Source organism: Wenyingzhuangia gilva, from assembly GCF_030519655.1.
GTDB lineage: Bacteria > Bacteroidota > Bacteroidia > Flavobacteriales > Flavobacteriaceae > Wenyingzhuangia > Wenyingzhuangia gilva.
Map to the genome: position 1 here is coordinate 71,635 of NZ_JAUMIT010000007.1, position 25,926 is coordinate 97,560.

The 25,926-nt window shown below is 32.2% G+C and carries 24 protein-coding genes; 13 read left to right on the forward strand and 11 right to left on the reverse strand.

Annotation, left to right across the window (positions count from 1 at the left end; translation table 11 throughout):
• Positions 1 to 3: 3 nt before the first annotated feature.
• Entirely contained in the window at positions 4 to 183 is a 180-nt protein-coding gene (locus QVZ41_RS12695; protein ID WP_302884986.1) for an adenylosuccinate synthetase, read from the reverse strand.
• Between the two features lie 245 nt (positions 184 to 428).
• Here QVZ41_RS12695 and QVZ41_RS12700 point away from each other — a divergent pair, with 245 nt between their 5' ends.
• Together QVZ41_RS12700 and QVZ41_RS12705 are read left to right on the forward strand one after the other, a co-directional pair.
• On the forward strand, positions 429 to 1,523 hold the full coding sequence (locus tag QVZ41_RS12700; protein ID WP_302884987.1) for a helix-turn-helix transcriptional regulator: 1,095 nt from the start codon (positions 429 to 431) through the stop codon (positions 1,521 to 1,523).
• Between the two features lie 184 nt (positions 1,524 to 1,707).
• Positions 1,708 to 2,415 carry a hypothetical protein gene (locus QVZ41_RS12705; protein WP_302884988.1) on the forward strand — a complete coding sequence of 236 codons (708 nt, stop codon included), beginning with the start codon at positions 1,708 to 1,710 and terminating at the stop codon, positions 2,413 to 2,415.
• Between the two features lie 99 nt (positions 2,416 to 2,514).
• Here the strand turns inward: QVZ41_RS12705 and QVZ41_RS12710 are convergent, their stop codons facing one another.
• The 8 genes from QVZ41_RS12710 to QVZ41_RS12745 form a co-directional block, all read right to left on the reverse strand.
• Positions 2,515 to 3,537: a pirin family protein gene (locus QVZ41_RS12710; RefSeq protein ID WP_338140808.1), complete on the reverse strand. Its 1,023-nt coding sequence runs from the start codon at positions 3,535 to 3,537 to the stop codon at positions 2,515 to 2,517.
• Between the two features lie 99 nt (positions 3,538 to 3,636).
• The gene (locus tag QVZ41_RS12715) at positions 3,637 to 4,320 is read right to left on the reverse strand and encodes a GDSL-type esterase/lipase family protein (protein ID WP_302884989.1); all 684 of its coding nucleotides are present in this window, start codon (positions 4,318 to 4,320) and stop codon (positions 3,637 to 3,639) included.
• Positions 4,321 to 4,373: 53 nt separating this feature from the next.
• On the reverse strand, positions 4,374 to 5,051 hold the full coding sequence (locus QVZ41_RS12720; RefSeq protein ID WP_302884990.1) for an NAD-dependent epimerase/dehydratase family protein: 678 nt from the start codon (positions 5,049 to 5,051) through the stop codon (positions 4,374 to 4,376).
• 14 nt (positions 5,052 to 5,065) lie between these two features.
• Complete coding sequence (locus tag QVZ41_RS12725) at positions 5,066 to 5,635, reverse strand: DUF4251 domain-containing protein (RefSeq protein WP_302884991.1); 570 nt, start codon at positions 5,633 to 5,635, stop codon at positions 5,066 to 5,068.
• 112 nt (positions 5,636 to 5,747) lie between these two features.
• On the reverse strand, positions 5,748 to 7,484 hold the full coding sequence (locus QVZ41_RS12730; RefSeq protein ID WP_302884992.1) for an alpha-amylase family protein: 1,737 nt from the start codon (positions 7,482 to 7,484) through the stop codon (positions 5,748 to 5,750).
• Positions 7,485 to 7,495: 11 nt separating this feature from the next.
• Entirely contained in the window at positions 7,496 to 8,419 is a 924-nt protein-coding gene (locus QVZ41_RS12735; RefSeq protein ID WP_302884993.1) for a carbohydrate kinase family protein, read from the reverse strand.
• A gap of 11 nt (positions 8,420 to 8,430) precedes the next feature.
• Positions 8,431 to 9,756 carry an MFS transporter gene (locus QVZ41_RS12740; protein WP_302884994.1) on the reverse strand — a complete coding sequence of 442 codons (1,326 nt, stop codon included), beginning with the start codon at positions 9,754 to 9,756 and terminating at the stop codon, positions 8,431 to 8,433.
• A gap of 95 nt (positions 9,757 to 9,851) precedes the next feature.
• Positions 9,852 to 12,449: a TonB-dependent receptor domain-containing protein gene (locus QVZ41_RS12745; RefSeq protein WP_302884995.1), complete on the reverse strand. Its 2,598-nt coding sequence runs from the start codon at positions 12,447 to 12,449 to the stop codon at positions 9,852 to 9,854.
• 161 nt (positions 12,450 to 12,610) lie between these two features.
• Between QVZ41_RS12745 and QVZ41_RS12750 the strand changes: the two genes are divergently transcribed.
• Together QVZ41_RS12750 and hxpB are read left to right on the forward strand one after the other, a co-directional pair.
• On the forward strand, positions 12,611 to 13,639 hold the full coding sequence (locus tag QVZ41_RS12750; RefSeq protein WP_302884996.1) for a LacI family DNA-binding transcriptional regulator: 1,029 nt from the start codon (positions 12,611 to 12,613) through the stop codon (positions 13,637 to 13,639).
• 43 nt (positions 13,640 to 13,682) lie between these two features.
• Positions 13,683 to 14,330: a hexitol phosphatase HxpB gene (hxpB, locus tag QVZ41_RS12755; RefSeq protein ID WP_302884997.1), complete on the forward strand. Its 648-nt coding sequence runs from the start codon at positions 13,683 to 13,685 to the stop codon at positions 14,328 to 14,330.
• Positions 14,331 to 14,392: 62 nt separating this feature from the next.
• On the opposite strand, the gene QVZ41_RS12760 is transcribed toward hxpB, so the two are convergent.
• Entirely contained in the window at positions 14,393 to 14,764 is a 372-nt protein-coding gene (locus tag QVZ41_RS12760; protein ID WP_302884998.1) for an EF-hand domain-containing protein, read from the reverse strand.
• Positions 14,765 to 14,976: 212 nt separating this feature from the next.
• Here QVZ41_RS12760 and QVZ41_RS12765 point away from each other — a divergent pair, with 212 nt between their 5' ends.
• The 5 genes from QVZ41_RS12765 (at position 14,977) to QVZ41_RS12785 (ending at position 19,785) form a co-directional block, all read left to right on the forward strand.
• Positions 14,977 to 15,561: a TetR/AcrR family transcriptional regulator gene (locus QVZ41_RS12765; protein WP_302884999.1), complete on the forward strand. Its 585-nt coding sequence runs from the start codon at positions 14,977 to 14,979 to the stop codon at positions 15,559 to 15,561.
• A 6-nt stretch (positions 15,562 to 15,567) separates the two neighbouring features.
• A complete protein-coding gene (locus tag QVZ41_RS12770) occupies positions 15,568 to 16,200 on the forward strand; it encodes an NAD(P)H-dependent oxidoreductase (protein ID WP_302885000.1) in 633 nt (210 codons plus the stop codon).
• Between the two features lie 6 nt (positions 16,201 to 16,206).
• Positions 16,207 to 17,211, forward strand: a complete 1,005-nt coding sequence (locus QVZ41_RS12775) for an NADP-dependent oxidoreductase (RefSeq protein ID WP_302885002.1) — start codon at positions 16,207 to 16,209, stop codon at positions 17,209 to 17,211.
• Between the two features lie 24 nt (positions 17,212 to 17,235).
• A complete protein-coding gene (locus QVZ41_RS12780) occupies positions 17,236 to 18,396 on the forward strand; it encodes an iron-containing alcohol dehydrogenase (protein ID WP_302885003.1) in 1,161 nt (386 codons plus the stop codon).
• 747 nt (positions 18,397 to 19,143) lie between these two features.
• Positions 19,144 to 19,785 carry a DUF6266 family protein gene (locus QVZ41_RS12785; protein WP_302885004.1) on the forward strand — a complete coding sequence of 214 codons (642 nt, stop codon included), beginning with the start codon at positions 19,144 to 19,146 and terminating at the stop codon, positions 19,783 to 19,785.
• Positions 19,786 to 20,047: 262 nt separating this feature from the next.
• Here the strand turns inward: QVZ41_RS12785 and QVZ41_RS12790 are convergent, their stop codons facing one another.
• A complete protein-coding gene (locus QVZ41_RS12790; protein WP_302885005.1) occupies positions 20,048 to 20,305 on the reverse strand; it encodes a helix-turn-helix domain-containing protein in 258 nt (85 codons plus the stop codon).
• 496 nt (positions 20,306 to 20,801) lie between these two features.
• Between QVZ41_RS12790 and QVZ41_RS12795 the strand changes: the two genes are divergently transcribed.
• The 4 genes from QVZ41_RS12795 to QVZ41_RS12810 all read left to right on the forward strand — a co-directional run bounded on the left by QVZ41_RS12795 (position 20,802) and on the right by QVZ41_RS12810 (position 25,923).
• Positions 20,802 to 21,131 carry a nucleotide pyrophosphohydrolase gene (locus QVZ41_RS12795; RefSeq protein WP_302885006.1) on the forward strand — a complete coding sequence of 110 codons (330 nt, stop codon included), beginning with the start codon at positions 20,802 to 20,804 and terminating at the stop codon, positions 21,129 to 21,131.
• On the forward strand, positions 21,128 to 22,984 hold the full coding sequence (locus QVZ41_RS12800) for a DUF2075 domain-containing protein (protein WP_302885007.1): 1,857 nt from the start codon (positions 21,128 to 21,130) through the stop codon (positions 22,982 to 22,984). The genes QVZ41_RS12795 and QVZ41_RS12800 overlap by 4 nt, the downstream gene beginning before the upstream one ends.
• 1,316 nt (positions 22,985 to 24,300) lie before the next feature.
• Positions 24,301 to 24,795 carry a GbsR/MarR family transcriptional regulator gene (locus tag QVZ41_RS12805; RefSeq protein ID WP_302885008.1) on the forward strand — a complete coding sequence of 165 codons (495 nt, stop codon included), beginning with the start codon at positions 24,301 to 24,303 and terminating at the stop codon, positions 24,793 to 24,795.
• 6 nt (positions 24,796 to 24,801) lie between these two features.
• Complete coding sequence (locus tag QVZ41_RS12810; RefSeq protein ID WP_338140809.1) at positions 24,802 to 25,923, forward strand: efflux RND transporter periplasmic adaptor subunit; 1,122 nt, start codon at positions 24,802 to 24,804, stop codon at positions 25,921 to 25,923.
• The last annotated feature ends 3 nt before the right edge of the window (positions 25,924 to 25,926 follow it).

Sequence of the window (25,926 nt, forward strand, 5' to 3'; positions counted from 1 at the left end):
ATTTTAACCTTTCCTATTTCTTTGCATCTTTCTGATGATGAAAAATATGATTAAAATTAAAATAGGTCCACCTAAATACAGAATGGTTTCTAGGGGACTAGAAAAATCAAGTGCTTCATTATCATCTGGATGTGGAATTTCTGAAGGAATTTGTAATAAAATTAACTTTGTAAGTAATAGCATTTTTTAATTTTTTTTAAGATTACAGATTCTTTAAGTTAAGAAAAAATAGAGGCTTTAAAAAATGTTTTTTAGCTTATGGAAATATTAAAATGTAATAACATTTGATTATTTCTTTTATAAAAAGGCAACTAGGCTTTGCAATAGTGCATTGTTTTAAATGAAAATACTTAAATTTGGTACAACCATTTGTGCTTAAAGTGCTGATTGGTAAAATAAAACACAATTAGTTTTGCTAAAATTATTACATGTCTATATTACTACCTAGTACTCAAAAATTTATTTTAAAATTTAGACAAAGGCTTATGTATTACCGTGATGGTTTTTATATTATGCCTTACATTGCTAATTCTCCTAAAGCAACACTAAATAGTTTAGAATCAATGCCTTTTATAAAGAACTATCCTGATCAGAATATGATGAGTTCTAATAATCCCTTTTTTAATGGCGATTTTCATTATCAAGAATTGGAAGAAGGTTTATGGCTTTTAGTTTCTAACATAAAATTTAAAAAGAACGTAAGTTACGATTTGATTTATGACAAATCCATCCCCGCTAGTTATTACACACTTAGTTACTATATTCATAAAAATAAAATAAAATCAACCCCTTCATTAATTGACAATAAAGTTAATATAGATAAGTCATGGATTCTTTTTAAACCTGGTGCCAAAGCGATCAATGCACATTTTGCTGGTTCTGAATCTATTTTTTTAACCATCAACTTTTCTGAAAGCTGGATGGAAAAAAATGCTAGTTCAAGTGATTTATTTATTGATGAAAAATTAAAAAAATGGTTAAAATCAGAAGATGAATGTTTGATTTTACCTGAGCTTTTTAATGGTTCCAATCATGTATCACAACCTGTGTTAGACAGTATTTTATTCAAAGGAAATAAAGGAGTAATAGATGTTTTAAAATTAAAAATTCAATCACTTGAGTTGATTTCTTTCTTCATAAAAAAAATGAAAGAAACAGGTGGAAACAATAGACATTATATTCCTATAAACCAAAATAGAAGAAAAATTATCAAAGCAGAAAAACGAATATGTGATGCTATTTTTCAAGATTTTCCGGGAGTTGAAGATATTGCTTCTTATGTTGGAATGTCTCAAACCAAACTCAAAGCTGATTTTAAAAATACATATGGAAAGACGTTGTTTAAGTATTACCAATACAAACAAATGGAAACGGCCAGAAATATGTTGATGAAAGAACCTAATTTAAAAATAACCTATATCGCTAATGTTTTAGGTTATGCCAATGTTAGTAAATTTTCGTCTGCTTTTAGAAATTGTTTTGGGTATTTACCTTCTGAAATGAATATAGAAAGTGAGTCCTAATTAAAGTTGACGACTGTTTTTTTATCGGTAATACTCTTGTTAACAAGTGTTTAATATGTCTTTTAAGGATATGATTTTGTCTTATTGGAGCTGTTTTGTCTATTTTTTTTAAATAATTTTATTCTTATAGGTAGTTTTTTGAAAACCTGTAAAGTAAGAATATTAATAAATAATTTATATCAAAATGGCAGCAATTAGTATTACTTTAAATCAAGCTACAAATACTTTTTCTATTACATTAGACAAATGGGAATGGACAGGGTTAACTGTAAATGGGACTTCAGTTCCCTCTTCTCAAGGAGATATTCAATTTGAATTTAATCAAGCTTCTCCAGGAAACATACATTTTGTAGCTACAGCTAATCAATACATTGATCTTGTTAATCCAGGGAACACAATGTATATTAAAGGTGTAGAAAATGACACTTATATGTGTTTAATTAGTTATCAAGAAACGGCAAACCCCAAAGTCATTAATTTATATGGAATATTAGCGGTTATACCTGCTCCTGTTCCAGGTGCTGTAAATGGGCCTATAACTTTTTCTCAAGGTAGAATGACAGGAAGTTTTCAAACCATCAATAAAAATATAAACCCTAACACTTCATTAGTAGGAACAAAATGGAGATTATCTATGAATCAACAAGGAACAGAGGTTAATGTTAATATAGCGTTTGATGATTCAGGAAAATGTAGTTACGGTCCATATAATTGTAGCTATACTCAAACAGAGTCGAGTTTTATTATATTAAATCCTCACGATTCAAGCCAAGTAACTAAAATTTCGGGGACTTTTAACATTAGTAATGGAACAGGTGAAGGAATGTTAACAAACGAATTTAATCACCAACCCATTGGTTTAAAAATACCTTTTACTTTAAAAAAACTTTAATTTTTTAAGATAAGATAGATATAAAACATCCATTCAAATTACAACAAAAAACCAGATGATTAGTCATCTGGTTTTTTTATAAAGGATAATATCTGAAAATTATTTTATTTCTTCTCTTCCATCAATATGAATGGCAAAACGACCTTTTTCTTTGGCATGTGTTTGCTCTTGCTCTGGCCAAGGCCAACCACCAAATTGTGTGGTTTGATATTCGTGAAAAGCTTCTTGAATTTCGGCATCCGTATTCATTACAAAAGGTCCGTATTGAACCACAGGCTCGTTCAATGGTTTTCCTTGTAATACTAATAAAAATGCTTTCTTATTTCCATTCTGAATGGTTATAGCTTCCTCAGGATTTACTTCAATAATACTTTCTTTAGGAATTTTGTTTTCTTCTATAACTACATGATCTCCTTGGTAAAAGTAAAGTGTTTTATGCACTCCTTTTACTGTACTTGCAGGTAAGGTAAACGTAGCATTTGCTTCCATTTTAATAGTCAACACCTCTACTCCATTGGCCGGATTCGCAGCCCAAGAATCTGGTGTAGCATCTGGAGCTTGGGTTCCTTTATAATTTCCAGCAATCACATCAATAATGGTTTTGTTTCCATTTTGATCAGTTTCTGTTACTACAGGAATCATGTCTTTCCAAAGCATTTTAAAATGTGGCTCTACCAACTTGCTTACTTTTGGCAGGTTTAGCCAAATTTGAAAAATCTCTAAAGGATTTCCTTTGTCTGGATTGATTAATGGAAACATTTCGGAATGCAAAATTCCTTTACCCGCCGTCATCCATTGTACGTCTCCTTCTCCAAAACGTCCTGCTCCTCCTAAAGAATCGGTGTGATCTACAAAACCTTCTTTGTTAATCGTAATGGTTTCAAAACCTTTGTGCGGATGATAAGGAAAACCAGGAACTCTACGCCCGTGATACATTCTAAATCCATCTTTAATAACAAAATCTTGTCCTATATTTCTCCCTATAAATTCTTTTTTAGGCATTCCCATTTGTTCATCTCCTGCTGGAAAATCATCTTTGTGATAAGCACAAAACAAAAAAGGATCTTTGGTTTCCCAAGGAAAGCCCAAGGGTTTTATATTGTTTATTTTGGTCATACTCATGATACTTGTTTTTAATTGTTGTTCATACAACAGTGGTAGGATTTAAAGATACAAACTTACAAATTCCTAACAAACCTCTGTGGACAAAGAAGTTTATCATTATTTTTTATTGATGACTTTTTGAATCATGTTTTTTTCTTCTATTATATCAAAAATCATCTGGGCAATGATTTTAGCTCCTTCTGCATTAGGATGTAAATAATCAGGAAAAAGGTCTACCTTATTTTCAAAAGGTGTATGAAAATCTATAGAGGTAACATTTCTTTTTTTAGCAATTTTTTTAATGTTTGGAATCACGCCATTTACCAAAATACTATCATTGTGTTTATCGCCCCAAGCAGTTCCTCCATAAGGATGGTTTTTCCATATTGGAGAGGGTAAACCAACAATGAATTTTGTTTTAGGATTGATTTTTTTAAAAGTCTTAATCATTGATTTGTAATCACCATAAAACTCCTTCCCTATTTTTGCCCATAAATCAGGACGGCTATCATTGGTTCCTAGCAAAATAATACAAATATCAGGAGCCATATTTTTGGCTTCACTAAATTTAGGTTCTACCCAAATAGGTTTTGGACCTTTTTTTAACATGGTTCTCCCTGAAACACCAAAGTTTTTTACTACACAATTATGACCATAAACTTTATATAAAAGATTACTTAACTGAGTTGGATAACAATCTCTTTCCGAATCCTCTAAATGTGAACCATACGTAATACTATTTCCTATACAGGCTATTTTTACTTGTTTATTTTGAGCTTGGGTATTGATATTCACGAACATCAAAAAGATTACGGTTAAAAAAAGAAAATGTTTAATGCTTTGGTTTTTCATAATTAGTTGTTGTTCTTTTTTAAGGCTAATAAATTCATATCCTTGTTTTCTAAATGTTTGTTTTCTTGTGGAAAAAACAACGTATTGATCATTGCTTTTCCAAAGGATGTAGTAGTTAAAATATTTTTAGACTTTTTCATGATCGGGAAAAAAGGTCTTAATAAAACATAAATTATATTGTACCAAAAAGTTTTAGAAGTAATACCTTTTTCGGGTAATATGGCTCCCAAACGAATCATATAAGCATCTTTAAATCCTTTGTTTAAAATGTAATTTTCGGTCCTTCCCTTTACCCTAGCCCACATAACATTTCCCTTTTCGGTACTGTCTGTTCCTTTACCAGAAACATAATTCACCACCATGTTTGGATTGGCCTGATACAAAACATCTGTCAGTTTTTTAGTGTATTCATATGTCACTTTTGAAAAGGCTTCTTCATCAATACCAATGGAAGAAATTCCCATACAATGAAAGCAAGCATCATAACCATGCATTTCATTTTTAATACTAGCAATGTTAGAAAAATCTTTTAAAATTACTTCATGTATTTTATTGTTGTTTATTGCTAAAGAATGTCTATTAATAAGGAGTATTTTTTCTATATCAGAATTCTCTATACATTCGTACAAAACAGCTTTTCCTACCATTCCTGTACTTCCTGTAATGATGACATTTTTCATGTTTGTGTATGATGTTATTTAGCAGTTGTGTCTAATTCTTTTTTGATTTCACCACGGTAGCTGATAGGAAATCTTGAAGTACTATTGATAAAAATATCACTTTGAAGGTTTGAATACAATTTGATTGAAACAGTAAAAACTTCTAGGTTACTTTCATTTTTTGCAGTAAAATCAATGCGATAAGAGTGGTCTTTGGTTTTGGTAACTTTGTAATCTTTCATTAAACCTTTTAGTTTAATAGCACTATCTCCTCCTCCATAATTAACATTCATTTGTCGTTCTCCATAATAAGGCAAATGAGAGGAAATACTATCTCCTGCAATGGTTAAAAAATTAGAATTTCCAATCAAACTAACACTCCCTGCTCCACTTCCTAAAGGCATCAATCCTGAATTCATAACCTGCTGCATGGCGTTGGTTACTTGCGGACGTGCCCAACTTGAAATGATGGTGAAATTCTGATTTAAAACCAAACTATCCAAGGTGTTTATCTGTGCTTGAATCGTAGCTTTTTTAGAAGAACTACATGATATAATGGCCACCATTAAAAGGCTACTCGCTATTAAAATTCTTAATTTTTTCATACTTAAAGATACAAAATGTCATTTGATTATAAAATCAAAAAAAGCACCTTCGTCGCATGTTATAAAACAATAGAATCTAAAGGTGCAAACTCAAATATAAAAGGGTATAAACTTATATAATCATGATTTGTGTTTTGTTTTCTTCAGTGTACTGAATAGTAAAGTTTAAATTCTTTAAATCAGCTTTAAAAGTTGCCGTTTCCTGATGGTTTGTCCACTTAATGTTTATTTCATCAGCAGATGTATCTATAATTCCTACGGTTCCCAAAAAGGCTTTGTGGGTATTTCGTAGTTGAATTAATTTTAATTGATTTAAAACCACTTCTTTCTCCAATCCTTTTTGAATGTCTTTTAAACTTAAAGTAGTACGGTTGATTTCTTTATGACTATCCTTTCCTCCTTTTTCTACAGCCTCATAATCATTGGTTCCTGCAAAAATATCTAAATACCAAACTTGTGGCGTTCCAGGCATAAACAATTGAATAGCTCTGGCTAATAACATCTTCTGATCATTTTCACCTAAAGCGCTATAAAATGTTGCATTTACTTGATAGTATGATATTTTTTTACCCTCGGCATCATATAAGTTTTTAACTCGCCCTCCTCTATCCATAATGGTAGTCATAATAGCTTCAATATCGTTATCTTCTAATAGTCCTTTATGATAACTATTATTAACTTCTTTTCCTTTTAGGTCTAATACCGGAATTCCATCATGGCAACCTAACATATTTACGGTTCTGTATCCTTTTTTAACAATTTCTTTTGCCCAAGTGATTAAAGCCTTGCTGTTGGCTTTTTCAATGGTATGGATGGTTAATCCAGGTAAGAAAAAATCATAAATTTGATAATCTTTGCTGGCTACTTCTTCGTGTAATCCCAATCCATATTCAGCATGAATCTCTGGTAACAATGTCAAATTGTTTTTTTGAGCTATTTGTTTAATTCTCTCCAAATAATCCCAAGTACCAGGTTTATTAAAAAAGTTGGTTTGTCCAATTTCTTTGTGTAGATAGGCAAAAGCATCTAATCGTAAAATTTTACATCCGTAGTCACTTAGTTTTTTTAAAGTTTCTTCATAAAACTCCCATACCAATGGAGAATTGGCATTCACATCCATTTGCCCTAAATAAGAACGATTTTGAGCTACAATATTTAACACCTGCTCTTTAAACTGACTTAGTTCTCCTAAATTAATTTCAGTAATTTCTTTATTTTGCTCAATAGCTTGGTTTACTATTTTACAAATATGTTGTGCTTGCTGAAGGTCTAAATTCCAAACATTTTCTAAATCTTTCACCTCAATCGGTTGGTAACTAATTTTTTGATAAAAAGTATTCCAATAAGGTTTCTCAGTGCCATCAGGAAAACGAACTTTTAAAATAGGCAAACCCGATTTTCGCATAAAAAGTTTATCCAAATGCTCTTTGTTAGGAATTACTACTCCATCACTTCCCATAACTCCTTCACCTTCCCAAAAGGCATTCCAGTCAATAAAAAAGTCTTTATATTTTGAGGATTCTCCGTTCTTTAACAAATCTTTAAACTGTGGGGAGGCTACCGATAAGTGGTTTAAAACAATATCAAACTTTAAAGAGATATTTAATTTTTCTAAAGCTTCTAAATCATTTTTAGAAACCAATTCTTGATTGATATTATAATCAATAATAGAAAACCCTCTATCTAAATCACTATTAAAAAAGGTAGGTAATAGATAAAATAATGAGAATGTGTTTTTAAATTCTGGTAATTGAAGCATGCTAATCATGTCCTGCAAGTTGTTTCCAACACTGTCAGGATAAGCATTTAACATCACTCCGTTTATATTTTGATTGATTTCTTTTTTCATGTTGATTTTTTTTAAAGCTGAATATTTTCAGGCAAACCACCGATGTTTTGTAGTTTAATGGCCGCTACTTTTAAACCTGTTTCTAAACATTTTTGTAAAGGTTGTTGCTTGATGTAACTGGTTAAAAAACCAGACCAAAAAGCATCACCAGCTCCCGTAGCATCTTCTATTTTGTCTATTTTAACAGCGGGTAATTGAATGATATCTTTTCCTTGTTGCGATAAAATCACACCTTTACTTCCCAAGGTTAAACAAATGGTATTTACTCCTATTTGATGAAAGAAATCAAAGATTTCTTGATGACTTAATGTTTTACTAAAAATTCTAAACACGTCATCTTCACTTACTTTTACTAGAGGATTGTACTGGCAATATTCTTTAATCACCTCTAAAACTTCTCTTTCACTATCCCAAATTTTTTCTGAATAGTTGATGTCGATACTCAATTGGCACCCCAACTCATAAGCTTCTTTGGCTTTGGTTAAAATAGTTGTTTGTGCCATGTCTTTGCTCAAAGCAAAACAAGTGGTGTGATATATTTTAGTGTTTAATAGGGTTTCTTTAGTGATTTGAGACTCATAAATACAATAATCTGCCTCTCTATAAGGAATAAAATCAGGAGTTCCTTCTGTTCTAGAAACAAAAATGACACTGGTTGATTTGTTCACTAATTGATGGACAAACTGAGTATCTATATTGTTATCTTGTAATTTTTCCATCACAAACTCCCCTAGTCCATCTTTTCCAACGCTTGCTACTAAAGCTGTTTTTAAACCTAGTTTAGAGCAATAGGCAGCCACATTGGTAGGAGATCCTCCTAAATATCTGTGATAATCTTTGGTTTGATTTATTTGTACGTTAGATTGATGTCCAATGAAATCAATCAGTACTTCTCCAACACAAAGAATATCTATGTTTTTTATGTTAGTTTTCATGATTTTTTTAATTAATGATGACTTGCAACCATTTTATGGTTTGTTGCTTTTTTAGCTTTCATAAACACTGTAATCACAGCGCTAATCAATAATAATACACCAGCAAAAGTGATGGCTTGACGAGGATCGTTGTCTAAAAAGTGTTTTAAAATATATCCGAATGATAGGTTTTGAATAATCATAGGAATTACAATCATCATGTTGATAATCCCCATATAAACTCCATAACGTTCTTTTGGAATATCTGCCACAACCATTAAATAAGGAATTCCCATCATACTAGCCCATCCAATTCCAAAACCAGTAATGGCAAAGAACAATAAGTTTTTATCCTCAATATGTGGAAAGGCAATAAATCCTGCTGCTGCCAATAATAAACAAACTGTGTGTACAGTTTTAGCACTGTATTTTTTTGCATAACCTACTAGTAAAAAAGCCACTAAAAAGGTAACGATATTGTACCATCCGTTTACCAAACCTGTCCAACTTACTGCTTGTTCATAAGCTTCTGGATTGCTTTTTGGTGTGGCATTCCAAACAGATAAGGCAATACTTTTTGATGAATTTTGCCAATAACAAAACAAGGCATACCATTGAAATAAGTAAACCAATGCCAAGTGCCACATAATTTTAGGCATGCTTCCTATGGCAGAAAATATTTCAATTAATGGTTGAAAAATATTTCCTTTTTCTGCTCTCATTTTAGCTAATTCTTCTGGAGTAGGCGGAATTTCTTTGGTGGTTTTAATACTCCATAATACAGAACCTATAGAACAAACAGCTCCTAAAAAGAAAGAGGCATATACCCATGTTGGTAATGATCCTGTTTTTCCTATAAATATCATGGGAAAAATAAATAAAGATAAATTTGCCAATGTTTGTCCAAAACCTGTAAAAAAGCTTTGCATTTGAAACCCTAAAGGTTGTTGTTCTTCATCTAATTTATCAGCAATAAAAGCTCTATAAGGCTCCATTGCAGTATTGTTTCCTGCATCTAAAATCCATAACAAACCTGCAGCCATCCATAAAGAACTACTATATGGAAACGCAATTAAACAAAGGCTACACATCAAAGCTCCAATTAAAAAATAAGGTTTTCTACGCCCAAATCTAGGAGACCATGTTTTATCACTCAAAGCACCAATTAAAGGTTGTACTAACAAACCTGTAACAGGTCCTGCCAAGTTTAATAATGGAATTTCATCTGGACTAGCTCCTAAAAAATCGTAAATAGGATTTACAGCACTTTGTTGTAATCCAAAGCTATATTGAATTCCAAAAAAACCAACATTCATGTTTAGTATTTGCCAGAAACTTAATTTTACTTTTTGGAACATTGTTTCGTTTTTATGAATTATAATTTAGTTTTTTGTTTTGTAAAGAGCTGATGTTTTTGTGATTACACCAGCTCTTCTATCATAATTATAACTGGTTAGAATTGGTATTTCAAAGCCAAGCTAATAGATCTACCAGGTAACGTTCTACCTCTTACATAGTTTACTTGGTTGTCTGTAATACTTCCTTCTTCAGCCTCTGTAACTGCAATAACATCTAAAATATTATTTACAGATAAATTTACGTTTAAAGATTCTGTAATTGCATAGTTTACAAATCCACTTGTCACTACAAAACTTGGCATTACTAATTCGTTAGTGTCTTGAGCATATGCTTTAGATTGTCCTACAAAGCTTAACCCTATTGAGTTTTGTTTTACACTACCAAAGTTATAAGATGGCATGATGTTGTAAATAAAGTCAGGTTGTCTTCTTGGTTTGTTTCCTTTGTTTGCTCCAGAAGTAATTTCTGCATTGGTATAAGTTACCGCTCCTCTTAAGTTAAAATCTCCAAAGTTGTAGAAACCTTCTAATTCAAGTCCCATAGATTTATAATCATTTTCTATAATACTGTTAGAGGTTGCTTCAAATCCTCCTTCTTCGTTGGTAGTAGCATAGAAAGCTGTAGCATATACGGCACCTCTTCTAAGATTTCTTTTAAATCCAAGTTCTGCTTGAGAAAGAAAATCTAAGGCATTTATTTTATCTCCATCTAAGTAATCTAATCCTGAGAATAAAATACGGTCAGATTTTGCAGATGCACCTTTACTATATCTTACAAATACAGATTGATCTTCTGAAAATTTGTAGTTGATACCCGCAGAGTAAGAAAGGTAGTTATAATCATAATCTACACCTGTTGGGTTTGCATTGTCTATTACATGTGCTGTTTGTTCTGGAGTAGAAATAGTTCCGTCTCCATTAACATCAATAGCTCCTTCTTTACCTCCTGCAAAAGATCCACTTACTTTCCCCATATCATATCTAATACTTGCATCAATAGTTAAGTTTTCGGTTGCATCTACTGAAACTTGTGCGTATGGTGCAGATACATTGTATTGTGTATCATAATTACGGTGTAAATTCCCCCATGCTGGTGTTCCGTAATTTAACAATCCGTTTTCACTTAACCCATCAACATTAATCAATCTAGCATTGTCATCAGAAGCATCTTGAACATAAGTGTTCCACAACCATGACATTGAAATGTTTTGAATAGATTTGAAATATCCAGCCGTAATACTAATATTATCAATAGTTTTAGACAACTTTACATCATTCATAAAGTTATTAAGATTGTTCAATTCAACATCAAACATATGAATTCTACTTACTAAAGTGTTTGCATCTACAGGATTTCCTGAATCTGCATAAGTCAAAGCTCCTGTTAATTTAGTTTCCATATCGGTTGCAGTACCTACACTTTCTACAAAAGGAGTAATAAACCCACCTTTGTTCATAGAAAAACGTCCGTTGTTACTAATTTTCCAATCGTTGTCTAAATCAAAACTAGCTTCAAATCCTACAGAAGTAGACACAGGATGCATTCCATCAGTTACATAACCTCTTTTTGTAACACCATCAGGTCCAGTACGTAATGTTTGAGTTAAGTTTGCTGTGTGAATAGAACCTGTAGTAGCATTAAATCCTGGTGCATTACCCCATGTAGGGTTGGCATTGGTTCCTGTAACTTTAATAGGTACTGGCATATATGCAGCAGTTCTATCATTTAAATATTTTGCATACAATCTTACATGTCCGTTGTCAAACTTCTTAGTCAAGCTTACTTTTAATTGTCCTCCATTGTTAGCTGTAAATCCTGTAGTTCTAATTCCTTCTCCAACTCTGTAAAAACCTCCTGTGTGAATAAATAATCCATCATTAATCTCAGTTCCATAGTCAAAATCTGTTCTAAAAGAATTGTAGTCTACTCCAAAAGTAGTTCCTATAGATCCACCTTCTACCTCTCCTGTTTTACTAATAATGTTGATGATTCCCCCAGGACCGTTAGAGGTTAATGTAGATGCTGATCCTCCACGAATAGCTTCTATTTTAGCCACATTATTATCAAATCTTGTAAAAATATCAGCGGTACCAAAAGCAATATCTCCATAAAGTAATACTGGTAATCCATCTTCTTGTAACTGAACGTATTTAGAACCTCCAGAAGAAATTGGTACCCCTCTTACGGCAATATTTGAGTTTCCTTCCCCTCCTGATGATTCGGAACGAATCCCCGGAATAGTTCTAAAAATTTCTGCCGTTGACCTAGGAGCAGATTGTGTAATGGTAGCTGGTTTCATGGTGGTTACCGAAACACTAGATTCTATTTTAGATTTTGGAGTAGCTACCCCAGTAATAATAACTTCATCTAAAGACTCCGAGCTTGATTCCATCACAATATTTAATGAAATATTATTTCCTGCTGCTGTTATTTTTTTAGAATAACTTACATATCCTAAAAATTGAGCTACCAATGTATAATTTCCGTTTTTTACATTTTGAATGGAATAATTCCCATCAAAATCTGTGGCTGTACCTTGTGAGGTTCCTTTTAGTAAAACAGTTACCCCTAACAATGGTTCTCCGTTTTGATCTTTAACATTTCCTGAAATTGTTGTTTGTGCTATGATTGATGATGCTGAAAATAGCAACACTAATAAAAGCCCCCATTTGAATTGAATTGAATTTTTCATGATAGTATTTTGCTAATAGTTAATAAATTACTTAATTATTTTGCTAATCTATAATTCATGTCAGATTTAAATTACGAATTTCATAACGAAAACGATTTCGATTTTACCTAAAACGTTTTCGTTAATTATTTTTATTACATTTATTTCATTAAAAAAGAAAAATGAAGCCAGTTACCTTAAAAGAAATTGCCGAAAAATTAAATATATCTGTTACTACAGTTTCTAAAGCTTTAAAAGATTATTCAGATGTAAGTCCAAAAACCAAAGCTTTGGTAAAAGAATTGGCTGCTACTCTAAATTACACGCCTAATTCTTTTGCGGTACACCTAAGAACCAAGGAGTCTAAAACCATTGGTTTGGTGATTCCTGAAGTAGTTCATCATTTTTTTTCTAACGTAATTAAAGGAATCATCTCCGAAGCCGAAAAAGAAGGTTATTTGGTTATTATATTGCAATCCAACGAATCTTACGAATTAGAAAAAAAACAAATAGAATTGTTAATGAGCCATAGAGTAGATGGCATTTTAATTTCTTTAGCTAATGGTACGGCAGATTTTAAACATTTAAATGCTGTGATAGAGCAAGACAAACCTTTGGTGATGTTTGATAAAATTGCAAAATTGGTTAAGTGTTCTAAAATTATTATTGATGATCAAAAAGCTGCATACATCGCAACCCAACATTTAATAGATACTGGTTGCAAACGCATTGCTCATTTTAGAGGGCCTTTGTTGCCACAAAACTCTATTGATAGATTTCTAGGATATAAAAAAGCTTTGCTAGACAATGGAATGGAGTACGATCCTAATTTGGTGTATTTAAATGATTGTGATGAAAATAGTTTTGATGATGGAAAAATGAATGCTGCCAAACTATATAAAGAACACAATGATGTGGATGGTATTTTTATCAATACAGACATGGTGGCTATTGGTGCGATTTCGGAATTTAATAGATTGGGAGTTAAAATTCCTGAAGAAATTTCTATTGTAGGTTTTAGTAACTGGTTTATGTCTTCTGTCATCTCCCCTACCATTACAACTATTGATCAGCCAGGCTATGCCATGGGACAAACCGCTTTTAAACAATTGTACAAAGAAATTAAAGCTCATAAAAACAATGTGGCTATAAGTCCTGAAATTATTCAATTAGAAACTGCTTTGGTTAAAAGAGAGTCTACTAAAAATTAACGGTATGTTCTTTGTTAGGTATATTGACTAATCATCAACAAATATGAAACCAACCACTTTTATTTTTGACATGGACGGAGTAATGATAGACTCTGAACCTTTTTGGCAATTGGCACAAATAAACGCTTTAAAACATTTAGGCATAAAAGTTACGGCTGAAGATTGTGAAAAAACAACCATGGGAAAAAGAATAGACCATGTTGCTAAAATATGGTGTGATTTACATTGCTTAGAAATAAGTCCTAAACAACTGGCGGATGAAATCCTGGATCAGGTGGTAATTAGCATAAAGGATAACGGACAAGAAATAATTGGTTTAAAAGAATTACTTACATATTTAAAACAAGAGAATTATAAAATTGGCTTGGCAACTTCTTCTAGTTGGAAAATTATTGAAGCTGTACTACACAAACTAGAGGTAAAACATTTTTTTGATGAAATATGTAGTGCCGATGATGAAGTTTATGGAAAACCAAATCCAGCGGTGTATATTAAAGCTATGCAAAAACTAGAATCAAAACCAAGTGAGTGTATCATTTTGGAAGATTCAGTTACGGGAATGATTGCAGCCAAAGCTTCTATGGCTTTTACCATAGTCTTAAATGCAGATGTATCTGCCCCAAAATTTTCAATAGCAGATCAAAGATGTCCATCTTTAGCAAAAGTATTAAGATATTTAAAAACTTTATAAAATTAAAAAGCCCTAGTAATTATACTAGGGCCTTTCGTTTTACATAATATTAAGAATAAAAACTATTCTTCACTTTCTTGGTCACCACCGTTCATTCCTTCATTATTTCCCCAATCTCTTTTGGGTCTTTCTCCTTCTGTTCTTTGTGGTCTGTTTTTTCTCATCTTTTCAAAAAAGGTTTTAAACTCCTCTAAAGTAATTCCTCCATCAGCGTTTGCATCCATTTTATCAAAGCCCTTTGCCATTCTCTTTCTATCTTCAACTTCTTCCTTTACAATTTTACCATCATTGTTTTTGTCTAATCTCTCAAACATTTTTTCTGGAGTTGGTCTTTCTCTTTTTTTTGTATTAGAATTTTCTTCTTGAGAAAAAGCGCTCATTCCTACAAACAAGCAGATTGCAATGGCAATCATTATTGATTTTTGTGTTTTCATTTTTGATAATTTTTTTTATAGATTATTGTTTTTTAATCTGTTTATGTTGTTTAGACTTAACATATTTGCTTTGGTTTAATCATAATGATACATAATTATTTAAATTTTTAATTTCTTGTATTATTAACATTCTTTTATAAATATAGAATTATCGCTCATAAAAAATGAATGAACGTTCATTTTTTATATCTTTAACCCATAATTAAGATCAAATGGAGCAATTAAGTAAAAGTGAAATCAAAAGAAATGCGCTGATAAAGGCAACAATTTGTTTGGTGATAAACAATGGTTTTCACGCTGCTCCTATGTCAAAAATAGCTAAAATGGCAAACGTTTCACCTGGAACCATTTACTTATATTTTGAAAACAAACAAGATCTTATCAATAAAGTCTATTTAGAAATTAAAGCATCCTTTGCAAAGCATGCTTTTAAAAACTATGATCCTTCTATGGAAGTAAGAGAAGGATTTGAAAACATATGGAAACAAATTGCAGACTTTAAATTAGTACAGGTTGAAGAAGCCCTATTTTTAAGTCAATGTGACAATACTCCAATGATAGATGAAGAAAGTAAAAAAGAAGGAATTAAGCATTTGCAACCCCTAATTGATTTGTGGAAACGTGGTCAAGAGGAAGGAATCATAAAAGAATGTTGTCATTATGTGCTGTATGCCTATACGGTTTACCCTTTAGCATTTTTAATGAATGCCAAACAGAACAAAGAAATTAATATAAATAAAAAATATATCCAAGATGCTTATTTACTGGCATGGGATAGTATCAAACAATCAAAATAAATTACAATGGAATTATTAGACAAATTAAACTGGAGACACGCTGTAAAAGCGATGAATGGAAAACAAGTACCTGAAGAAAAAGTAGAGAGAATTTTAGAAGCCATCAGGTTAACTGCTACTTCTAGTGGATTACAACCTTTTGAAGTAATTGTTGTAGAAAATCAAGAAATCAAAGAAAAAATTAAACCTGTAGCATGGAACCAATCTGTAATTACGGAATGTTCTCACTTATTAGTTTTTGCTGCTTGGGATACTTATACTCCAGAACGTATTAATGAAGTATTTGACTTAACAAACAAAGTTCGTGGTTATGAAAACGAAGGTTTTGAAAACTACAGACAAATGTTGTTAAATACTTATCCGCAAAAACCAGCAGCCGAAAACTTTACCCATGCTGCTAAACAAGCTTATATCGCTTTTGGTTCTGCATTAATTGCTGCTGCTTATGAAGGAGTAGATGCAACACCTATGGAAGGGTTTGATCCAGCTGCAGTAGATGAAATTTTAGGATTAAAAGAAAAAGGACTTGGAAGTGCTATCTTATTACCATTAGGGTATAGAGATGAACAAAATGACTGGTTACACGGACAAAAGAAAGTTAGAAAAAGTGCTGAAACCATGTTTACAACACTTAAATAAAACAATATGAATCAAACAATCATTTTAAAACAGAGACCGATTGGAGCCCCTACTTTATCAGATTTTGATTTTGTAAATGATGACTCAGATTTAACCCCAAAAGAAGGAGAAATATTATTAGAAACCATTTATATTTCTGTAGATCCTTATTTAAGAGGTAGAATGAGTGATGCAAAATCTTATGTGGCTCCTTTTGAGGTTGGGCAACCAATCACCTCAGGGATTGTAGCAAAAGTTCTTGTTTCTAAAAACACTAACTTTAAAGAAGGAGATTATGTATCTGGTCTTTTAGATTGGAAAACAAAGCAAATTTCTAACGGAAAAGGATTAAATAAAGTCAATAATCAGAACAACATTCCATTAAGCGCATATTTAGGTGTTGTTGGTATGACTGGTTTAACGGCTTATTGTGGTCTTACACAAATAGGAAAACCTAAAGAAGGGGAAACACTAGTAGTTTCTGGTGCTGCAGGAGCGGTAGGTACCATTGTAGGACAAATAGGTAAAATATTAGGATTGCGAGTGATTGGAATTGCAGGATCGGATGAAAAAGTAGAAATGTTAACTTCAGAATTTGGATATGATGAAGCCATTAACTACAAAACAACAAAAAACCTATCCTCTGCCATCGCTAGTGCAGCTCCTAACGGAGTTGATATTTATTTTGATAATGTAGGAGGAGATATCTCTGAAGCTGTTTTATATAATATCAATCAATTTTCAAGAATTATTGTGTGTGGAGCCATTTCAGTTTACAACAATACAACTCCACAAAAAAATGCAACCGTTCAACCTTTTATTGTTAAAAACAGTGCTTTAATGCAAGGTTTTATTGTATCTAATTATGCAAGCATATTTCCAGAAGCTATCCAAAAATTAGCAACTTGGTTGGAGCAAAACAAATTAACCTATACAGAAACAATTGTAGAAGGTTTTGAAAACACTCCCCAAGCTTTTATTGATTTACTTGATGGAAAAAACAAAGGAAAAATGATTGTAAAAACTTATTAAATAAATCATCTAAAAAAATAGCATATGAATAATTTTGAATATCACAACCCAACAAAAATACTATTTGGTAAAAATCAAATAGAAAATATAAGCAAAGAGATTCCCAACAAAGCTAAAGTATTATTACTTTATGGAGGTGGGAGTATTAAAAAAAACGGAATATACGAACAGGTTTTAAATGCATTAAAAGGTTTTGAGGTAGTTGAGTTTGGTGGGATTCCTGCCAATCCAGAGTATGCTGTTTTAATAGATGCTTTAAAAGTTATAAAAGAACAAAAAATCACTTTTCTGTTAGCTGTAGGTGGTGGTTCTGTAATTGATGGTACTAAATTTTTATCTTCTGCAGCTTTATTTAAAGGAGATACTCCTTGGGATATTTTAACGGATAATATCAGAACAACCAAAGGAATGCCTTTTGGAACGGTATTAACATTACCCGCAACAGGATCAGAAATGAATTCTGGTGCAGTAATAACTAGAAAAGAAACCCAAGAAAAGTTAGCTATGGGAGGACCTGGTTTGTTTCCTCAGTTTTCGGTGTTAGATCCAACTGTTATCCAATCTATTCCCAAAAGACAATTGGCTAATGGAATTACAGATGCCTTTACACACGTGTTAGAGCAGTATATGACCTACCCTATTGATGCTTTGTTACAAGATAGAATCTCAGAAAGTATTTTACAAACCTTGATTGAGATTGCTCCTAAAGTCATAAAAAATCCTAAAGATTATAAAGCAGCTGCAGATTTTATGTGGAGTTGTACCATGGCATTAAATGGATTGATTCAAAAAGGAGTTCCTACTGACTGGGCTGTACATGCTATTGGTCATGAACTTACGGCTTTGTATGGAATAGACCACGCTAGAACTTTAGCGGTGATTGCTCCTAGTCATTACCGATATAATTTTGAAGCTAAAAAAGAAAAGTTAGCACAATATGCAGAAAGAGTGTGGAACATTACAGAAGGTTCTGTAGATGAAAAAGCAAAACAAGCCATTGTAAGAACTGAAATGTTTTTTAATGGTTTGGGTATCGACACCAAATTATCTGATTATACCAGAGATTATATGGGTGCCGCTCAAGAAATCTCAAGAAGGTTTACCGTTAGAGGTTGGAATGGTTTAGGTGAACATAAAAACCTAACGCCTAGCGATGTTGAAAAAATAGTAACTATGGCTTATTAATCCCCCCCTATATAACCCCTAAATAAAAAATCCAGTAAAATATTTTACTGGATTTTTTTGTAATTATAATTAAATGATAATACTATATTTAGGGGTTCTCTAAAACTCTCCAAACCATACGGTGTTCAAGCAAAATCTAAAATAGATAATATTTAATATATGGTGTTTGAGTAGCCTGTACTGAGGTATTCGAAGTAGCGTAGAGAACCATTGGTTTTTTAGATATATGAGGGTTATTATAAAACGTATAATTTCTATACTGTAGTTACCTTTTTACAAACCTAAACATGGTGCTTCTCGACTCCGCTCGAAGACCTTATCTCAGTAACCACGTTTTAAGACCTTATCTCAGTAACCACGTTTTAAGACCAAAAACCATCAAACCATCAAACCAATTACCACATTCAAGAACGTACTTGCTTCGGGACTCCTTCGGGATTTCTCCCAAAAGAATGCATTTTTCAAAAATACAGGGCTCTTCTCTCCGAAGGATCCCCGAACAAAACCCGAACAAAACCCCTATAAAACAGAGGTTTTGTTTCATGATGTGTCACAGAGTCTCACGGTGTGTCATCATGAATCACGATGGGTTGGTAAACATCAATAAAAATAAATAAAGGTAATTAGGGAGCATCGCCATTCACAAAACATCAAGTTGTTTTAGTTTGTGTCTGTGGGTTTCAAGGATTTGATAGTTAGAAACTTAGTTTATAGTTTGGTCATCTATTAATCAAAAAAAATAAAATTATGGCAACATTCGAAAAAGGAATACTAGGAGGATTTTCTGGTAAAGTAGGAAATGTAGTAGGTACAAGATGGCGTGGTAAAAATGTAATGCGTAGTTTACCACAGCGTGGTAATTATCCACCAACGGTAAAACAAGAAGAACAGCGCGAAAAGTTTAAAACAGTGGTAGATTTTTTAAGTCCTATTACAGAAATTTTGAATCTTTATTTTGGGAGTCCACAAGGCGATAGATCTCGTGCCAATATGGCTACCTCCTATCATCTTAAAAATGCAGTAATAAGTTCGCCAACGGGTATGGTGATGGATTACTCCAAAGTACTGATCAGTAAAGGAGATTTAAGAGGTATTGATGCCGGTACCTTAGCGGCAGCTGCTGGGCAAACGCTTAATTTAGGTTGGCTAGATAATAGCGGACAGGGTAAAGCAACGGCTAACGATATGCTTATGGTTGTGGTATACGCTCCCGATTTAAATTTGTTTTATAGTAATTTAGAAGTAGCTACCCGAGATGCTACTACTGCAACCGTAACATTACCTAACTATATGGCTAGTTTTGAGGTAGAAGTTTGGGCTTCTTTTAGTAAGCCAGAAACCAACTATGCAGCCATGAGTACCTATATGGGTACGGTTACTGTACTGTAAAAAAATAAAGGCTATTTGTATAATGTATCAATTTGTGTGATTAAGATTTATAAAAGCACAAGAATATAAGTAATCTAAAAAGAGATTGTATAAAATGTAAAAATTTCGTCAAACTGAACTTGTTTCAGTTTCTCATAGCTGCTGTTTAACAGTATGTTGTGATTCTGAAATGAATTTAGAGTGACGTTTTTTAATACTTTTTAGACAGTCTCTTTTTTTGTAGTTAAAAGTTTATAAATAAAAGCTATTGTAAGGAAATACCTTAGTCTTCTTTTACATTACTCATGGCTTTTTGCATCAGTATTTTGTTTAATAAATGTTTAGGATACATGGGGATATTCCCTAGTTTAAAATTAGGAATTTGCTTGTGTTTTCTAAGCCTGTAAATGGTAGCACGGCTTACATGTAAATGTGCCATGGCTTCTTCGGTAGTCAACCATATTTCGTTTTCTAACAAATGGGCCTCAAATTCTACATGTGTGCTTTTTAGTACAGGCTTGTGTTGTTTTTCTTTTTTCATAACGGCATTTTTTATTAACATACACCTCTAGAATAGAGCAGATTACCTACTAAGATAGTAGTTTTTTTTATAAATAATACTTAACACTCAATAAAACAGTCAATTGTAAGGGGTTTGGTAAGTCTTTGTGATGTAGTGGTTTAAAGTTTAAGATTCAAGGTTTGAGATTCTTGGTTATGTAGCATTGTTAGTTGTATTGGGAACAACCATAATGAATATGAAAAATTAAAATAAAAAGTTTACTCTATACATACTTGTTATTTTTAAATGTAAATACAACGTTAAAAACATCAGAATAGCTATTTTAGCAAGAGCACAATTATAGCTATAAAAAGAACTAATATATATGTTTGAACAAACATTTAAAAATATAGACGACCTGCTTTACAAAGATTCAGGAGCGGATAGCGAATTAGGTTACATTGGACAAACCTCTTGGTTGATGTTCTTACGCTACTTGGACGAATTAGCTAAACAACTAACAAAATTATAGATAATGAGTGATTTAAATGAAACAATAAAGAAGCTAATTGATTTTCGTGACCAAAGAGATTGGGAACAATTTCATAACTCTAAAGATTTAGCAGCAGCAATTTCAATTGAAGCGGGTGAGCTTTTAGAGTTATTTCTATGGAAGGATAATGAAGATGTAAATATTGGGCGGTTAAAAGAAGAATTAGCTGATGTACTTTCTTTTTCATTGTTATTAGCAAACAAACATAACCTTGATATAAATCAGATTATTTCAGAAAAAATAGATAAAAACAATCAAAAATACCCAGTTTCAAAGTCAAAGGGTACAGCTAAAAAATATACTGATTTATGATAGTATACAATAAAACAAAAGAAGATTTTAGCAATGACATTTTGACCAATGATATTGGAAATATTATCACAAGTCATATTTTAGAAAAAACAGGAAATAAAGTTTCCCCTAATGAAATAAGGTCTTTCGAAAACTCATTAAGTTATATGGAAAGGGTAGTAAGTGACCCTACAATTCCTATAGATTGTGGAATTTCAATTGAATATCATCTACCGCAAACATCTAAGCGTGTAGACTTCATCATTACAGGAAAGGATGGAGATCAAGAAAATGTAATTATAATTGAGTTAAAACAATGGCAACATGCTGATATAACCGCAAAAGATGGTGTTGTTAAAACAAGATTTCAATTTGGTGAATCTGAAACGAGTCATCCATCATATCAAGCTTGGTCATACGCAGCTCTATTAACTTCTTTTAATGCTACAGTAGATGAAGAGTCAATAAGTCTTTACCCTTGTGCATACCTTCATAATTATGTCCCTGATAATAATATTACTAATGAGTTTTATTCCTATTATATAGACAAAGCTCCTGTATTTCTTAAGCCTGATGCTGTTAAACTGAGAGAGTTTATCAAAAAATACATCAAACAAGGTGATGACTCTAATATTATGTTTCGTATAGACAATGGGAAAATAAAACCTACCAAAAGTCTTGCGGATAGCTTGAAAAGTATGATTAAAGGGAATAAAGAGTTTATTATGATAGATGACCAAAAAGTTGTCTATGAAACAGCTCTTCAGTTAGCCCTTCAGTCTCACGAAAAAAACAAAAATGTATTAATTGTGGAAGGAGGTCCAGGCACAGGTAAATCTGTTGTAGCTATCAATCTTCTTGTTGAGCTAAACCGAAGAGGTAAAATGTCTCAATATGTTACAAAAACTTCTGCACCTCGAGATGTATATTTTGAAAAATTAAAAGGGCAAAAAAGAATGACAGAACTAAAATCTTTATTTGTAGGTTCTGGTACGTTTATCAATGCTCCCGAAAATGTAATCAATACTTTAATTATTGACGAAGCTCACCGCTTAACAGAAAAGACTGGGTTTTTAAAGAGAGGTGATAATCAAATCAAAGAAATACTTAATTCTTCCTTATCCTCAGTTTTTTTTATAGATGAAAATCAGCGAGTTTCTGTTGATGATTACGGTGAAGTTTATGTTATCGAAGAATTGGCTAAAAAATTAGGTATAACAGTTCACAAACAAAAATTAGAGTCTCAATTTAGATGTAATGGTTCTGACGGTTACTTGGCTTGGGTAGACCATATCTTGCAAATTAAAGAAACTGCAAATTACGATTTAAGTTCTCTTGATTATGAATTTGATTTTAAAATCTTTGATGACCCTAAAAAGCTTCAAGAAGCTATCTATAAAAAAAATGAAATTAACAATAAAGCCCGTTTAGTAGCAGGTTATTGTTGGAAATGGGATAGTAAAAAAGACCCTTCAGCATACGATTTTAAGGAAGAAGAGTTTGGTTTCAATATGCGTTGGAATATGACGGATTATGGAGGCAAATGGATAATTGACCCTAATTCAGTATCTGAAATTGGTTGTATTCATACAGCTCAAGGTTTAGAAGTGGATTATGTTGGTGTTATTATTGGAAATGATTTGATAGTAAGAGATGGTAAAGTATTAGTAAATCAGAGTGAAAGAGATAGTGGAGATAGAACTGTATTTGGTTGGAAAAAAGGAATTAAAGAAAATCCTGATTATTGGAAACCACTTTTAAAAACAATTGTTAAAAACACATACAGAACATTAATGACGAGAGGTATGAAAGGATGTTATATTTATTGTTCTGATCCTGAAACTAGCAGATACTTTAAGAAAATGTGTGAATAATCCAAATGGTAAATATCCGATTTTATGAAGTTCAGGAAAAGTAATGGGAAAAACAAGCTGGAAATGACTTTGCTTACTTTATGATTTTTGACAAAAAAGAAGTTGATGGAGCGTTTACTTTAGACAAAGCTAAGGAATTAATAAGCGGAATGTAAAAACAACATACATTTTAATTATTCATAGTTTTTTAATTTACTTTTATAGGATTAGTGAATTTAAATATTTTGTTTCTCGACTTTACTTTGGTGTTCGAGCGCAGTCGAGAACTGTGGTGTTTATATGGTTTTTACTCACTATATCGCCCTTTCAGGGCTTTATTTTCTGAGGGTGCATTTAGCAGGACTTCGTCCTACCTTAATAAACTGCATCCCTTCGGGATTAGTCCTTAAAGGATGTATATCACCCTTTAAGTATTTATTATTTTTTTGGGGTACATTCAGCAGGACTTTGTTCTACTTTACAGAACATCATCCCTCTGGGATTGGCAATAAATGAGTGTGAAACGCTAAGGGTAGGTAGAATTATTTTGATACCCCTACCCTTTTGGAATGCTACTTACAAGTCCTAAAGGGACGAGATATGATAAGGTTGGATGCTAGTCCGACCTAAATATAAGAAGTTAACCATATAAACCCTGAAAGGGTGATGTAACTCTAAAGCGTAATTATAATCTGCTAATTACATCGCCCTTTCAGGGCTTTACGTATGCATCGTGTATTCGGCAGGACTTCGTCCTACCTTAATAAACCGCATCCCTTCGGGATTAGATATGAAAGAATACGAAATACTAAGGGAAAATTATTTTGCACCCTACTCTTTTGAGATGCTACTTACAAGTTCTAAAGGGACGAGGTACTGTAAGGTTGGATGCTAATCCGACCTAAATATAAGAAGTTAACCATATAAACCCTGAAAGGGTGGTATAAATCTATGGACTAATTTATAGTCTACTAATTAGATCACCTTTACAGGGCTATGATGAGTTATAGATTACTCAAAAGTAGGACTTCGTCCCACTTTTATATAACACCATCCCTTCGGGATTATTACTAACAAGTCCCAAAGGGACGAGATATGATAAGGTTGGACGTTAGTCCGACCTACATATAAGAAAATAACAGTATAAACCCTGAAAGGGTGATGTAACTGTATAGTATCACTATAATCTCTAGTTTATCTCCTCCGCTATTACTCCCTAAAACCTAAACAAATGTTTAATTATTAAAGTTTTTAAAAGAAATAAGGTTCTTTTGGTTCGGTTTGTTCCGAACTAAGTATTATATTTGTCCTCAAATTAGAATTATATGAATGAACTAATGAAGAAAGAAAAATGCGAATTGGTTGAAAAACTAGGCGTTCATTTTGAAAAAAAAGAGGGATTGGCACCTGTAGCAGCAAGAGTGTTCTCTTATATTGTATTAAACGGTAAAGGAGGAACCACTTTTGAAGAATTGATAGAAAATCTTTGTGCAAGCAAGAGTACTATTTCTACCCATTTAACTCATTTACAAGGGTTAAACAAAATAAAGTACTATACCAAAACAGGAGATCGTAAAAAGTATTATATCATGAACTATGACAGCATGGTACAAGGTATTAATAAAACAATAGATGATTGGAATGAAGAAATGAAAATACATCAAGAAGTGATGGCTTATAAATTAACTGTTAATCAATTAAAAGAAACCCCTAATGAAGAAAAATTTAATATAGAATTCCATGTAGATTTTATTGAGTTTTTAAATAAAACCATAGCATCTGTAAAAGAAATAAAAAACCGAATTATAAAAAACCATCAAGAAAATAATTAAATGAAAATGAATAAAATTTCCCTATCTGTAGCATCGGTAATGCTTATTGGAACCCTATTTAGTTGTGGAAAATCACAACAGGCTACACAGAAAAATCAAACCCCTCCTACTTTTAAAGTGACCACCATTACAGGTAAAGATGTAACGGACTTTAGAAATTATCCTGCCACTATAGAAGGTGTGGTAAACAGTGATGTAAGAGCAAAAGTTTCTGGTTATGTACAAAAAGTACTGGTTGATGAAGGTCAAAAAGTAACCAAAGGTCAACCTTTATTTCAATTAGAAACACAAACGTTATCACAAGATGCTCAAGCAGCAAAAGCAGCTGTGGATGTGGCAAAAGTAGAAGTAGAAAAATTAATTCCATTGGTAGAAAAAGGAATTATTAGTGCGGTACAATTACAAACAGCCAAAGCCAATTTATCTCAAAAAAGAGCTAACTACAGTAGTATTACCGCTAGTATTGGTTATGCAATGGTAAAAAGTCAAGTAGATGGATATGTAGGAGCTATTAACTTTAGAGAAGGTTCTTTAATTAGTTCTAATGATTCTCAGCCATTAACAACTATTAGTGACATTCAGCAAGTATATGCCTTTTTTACCATGAACGAATCTAACTACATAGATTTTTTACAAAATGCAGAAGGAAACTCTATTCAAGAAAAAATAGAAAACTTTCCTCCTGTTAGTTTGGTCATGGCCAATGGGAAAATTTTTGATCAGAAAGGAAAAATAGAAACTTCTTCTGGACAAATTAACAGAAGTACAGGTACTGTTAGCTTTAGAGCAGTATTTAACAACCCTAATCAAATTTTAACCAATGGAAATAGTGGGCAAATTAAAATTCCTACGTTTTACGAAAACGCTATTGTAATTCCTCAAGAAGCTACTTATGAGCAACAAGGAAAAGTAATGGTTTATAAATTAAAGAAAGACAACAGTATTACTTCGTCTGTTATCCAAATCAAAACTACTTTACACAATGTGTATGTGGTTGCATCTGGAATAGAAAAAGGAGATAAAATTGTTGCCAACGGAGTGGGTAAATTACATGACAATATGCAAATTACTCCTAGCGAAGTTTCTTTAGATAGTCTTTTAAAACCTATTCAGGTTTTATTTAAATAACAA

Coding starts and splice junctions, on each gene's coding strand:
- QVZ41_RS12700 (WP_302884987.1), top strand. CDS start 429: ATGTCTATATTACTACCTAGTACTCAAAAATTTATTTTAAAATTTAGA.
- QVZ41_RS12785 (WP_302885004.1), top strand. CDS start 19,144: ATGGCAACATTCGAAAAAGGAATACTAGGAGGATTTTCTGGTAAAGTA.
- QVZ41_RS12765 (WP_302884999.1), top strand. CDS start 14,977: ATGGAGCAATTAAGTAAAAGTGAAATCAAAAGAAATGCGCTGATAAAG.
- QVZ41_RS12715 (WP_302884989.1), bottom strand. CDS start 4,320: ATGTTCGTGAATATCAATACCCAAGCTCAAAATAAACAAGTAAAAATA.
- QVZ41_RS12770 (WP_302885000.1), top strand. CDS start 15,568: ATGGAATTATTAGACAAATTAAACTGGAGACACGCTGTAAAAGCGATG.
- QVZ41_RS12740 (WP_302884994.1), bottom strand. CDS start 9,756: ATGTTCCAAAAAGTAAAATTAAGTTTCTGGCAAATACTAAACATGAAT.
- QVZ41_RS12735 (WP_302884993.1), bottom strand. CDS start 8,419: ATGAAAACTAACATAAAAAACATAGATATTCTTTGTGTTGGAGAAGTA.
- QVZ41_RS12805 (WP_302885008.1), top strand. CDS start 24,301: ATGAAGAAAGAAAAATGCGAATTGGTTGAAAAACTAGGCGTTCATTTT.
- QVZ41_RS12705 (WP_302884988.1), top strand. CDS start 1,708: ATGGCAGCAATTAGTATTACTTTAAATCAAGCTACAAATACTTTTTCT.
- QVZ41_RS12780 (WP_302885003.1), top strand. CDS start 17,236: ATGAATAATTTTGAATATCACAACCCAACAAAAATACTATTTGGTAAA.
- QVZ41_RS12710 (WP_338140808.1), bottom strand. CDS start 3,537: ATGAGTATGACCAAAATAAACAATATAAAACCCTTGGGCTTTCCTTGG.
- QVZ41_RS12790 (WP_302885005.1), bottom strand. CDS start 20,305: ATGAAAAAAGAAAAACAACACAAGCCTGTACTAAAAAGCACACATGTA.
- QVZ41_RS12810 (WP_338140809.1), top strand. CDS start 24,802: ATGAATAAAATTTCCCTATCTGTAGCATCGGTAATGCTTATTGGAACC.
- QVZ41_RS12720 (WP_302884990.1), bottom strand. CDS start 5,051: ATGAAAAATGTCATCATTACAGGAAGTACAGGAATGGTAGGAAAAGCT.
- QVZ41_RS12795 (WP_302885006.1), top strand. CDS start 20,802: ATGAGTGATTTAAATGAAACAATAAAGAAGCTAATTGATTTTCGTGAC.
- QVZ41_RS12725 (WP_302884991.1), bottom strand. CDS start 5,635: ATGAAAAAATTAAGAATTTTAATAGCGAGTAGCCTTTTAATGGTGGCC.
- QVZ41_RS12800 (WP_302885007.1), top strand. CDS start 21,128: ATGATAGTATACAATAAAACAAAAGAAGATTTTAGCAATGACATTTTG.
- QVZ41_RS12760 (WP_302884998.1), bottom strand. CDS start 14,764: ATGAAAACACAAAAATCAATAATGATTGCCATTGCAATCTGCTTGTTT.
- QVZ41_RS12775 (WP_302885002.1), top strand. CDS start 16,207: ATGAATCAAACAATCATTTTAAAACAGAGACCGATTGGAGCCCCTACT.
- QVZ41_RS12695 (WP_302884986.1), bottom strand. CDS start 183: ATGCTATTACTTACAAAGTTAATTTTATTACAAATTCCTTCAGAAATT.
- QVZ41_RS12750 (WP_302884996.1), top strand. CDS start 12,611: ATGAAGCCAGTTACCTTAAAAGAAATTGCCGAAAAATTAAATATATCT.
- QVZ41_RS12730 (WP_302884992.1), bottom strand. CDS start 7,484: ATGAAAAAAGAAATCAATCAAAATATAAACGGAGTGATGTTAAATGCT.
- QVZ41_RS12745 (WP_302884995.1), bottom strand. CDS start 12,449: ATGAAAAATTCAATTCAATTCAAATGGGGGCTTTTATTAGTGTTGCTA.
- hxpB (WP_302884997.1), top strand. CDS start 13,683: ATGAAACCAACCACTTTTATTTTTGACATGGACGGAGTAATGATAGAC.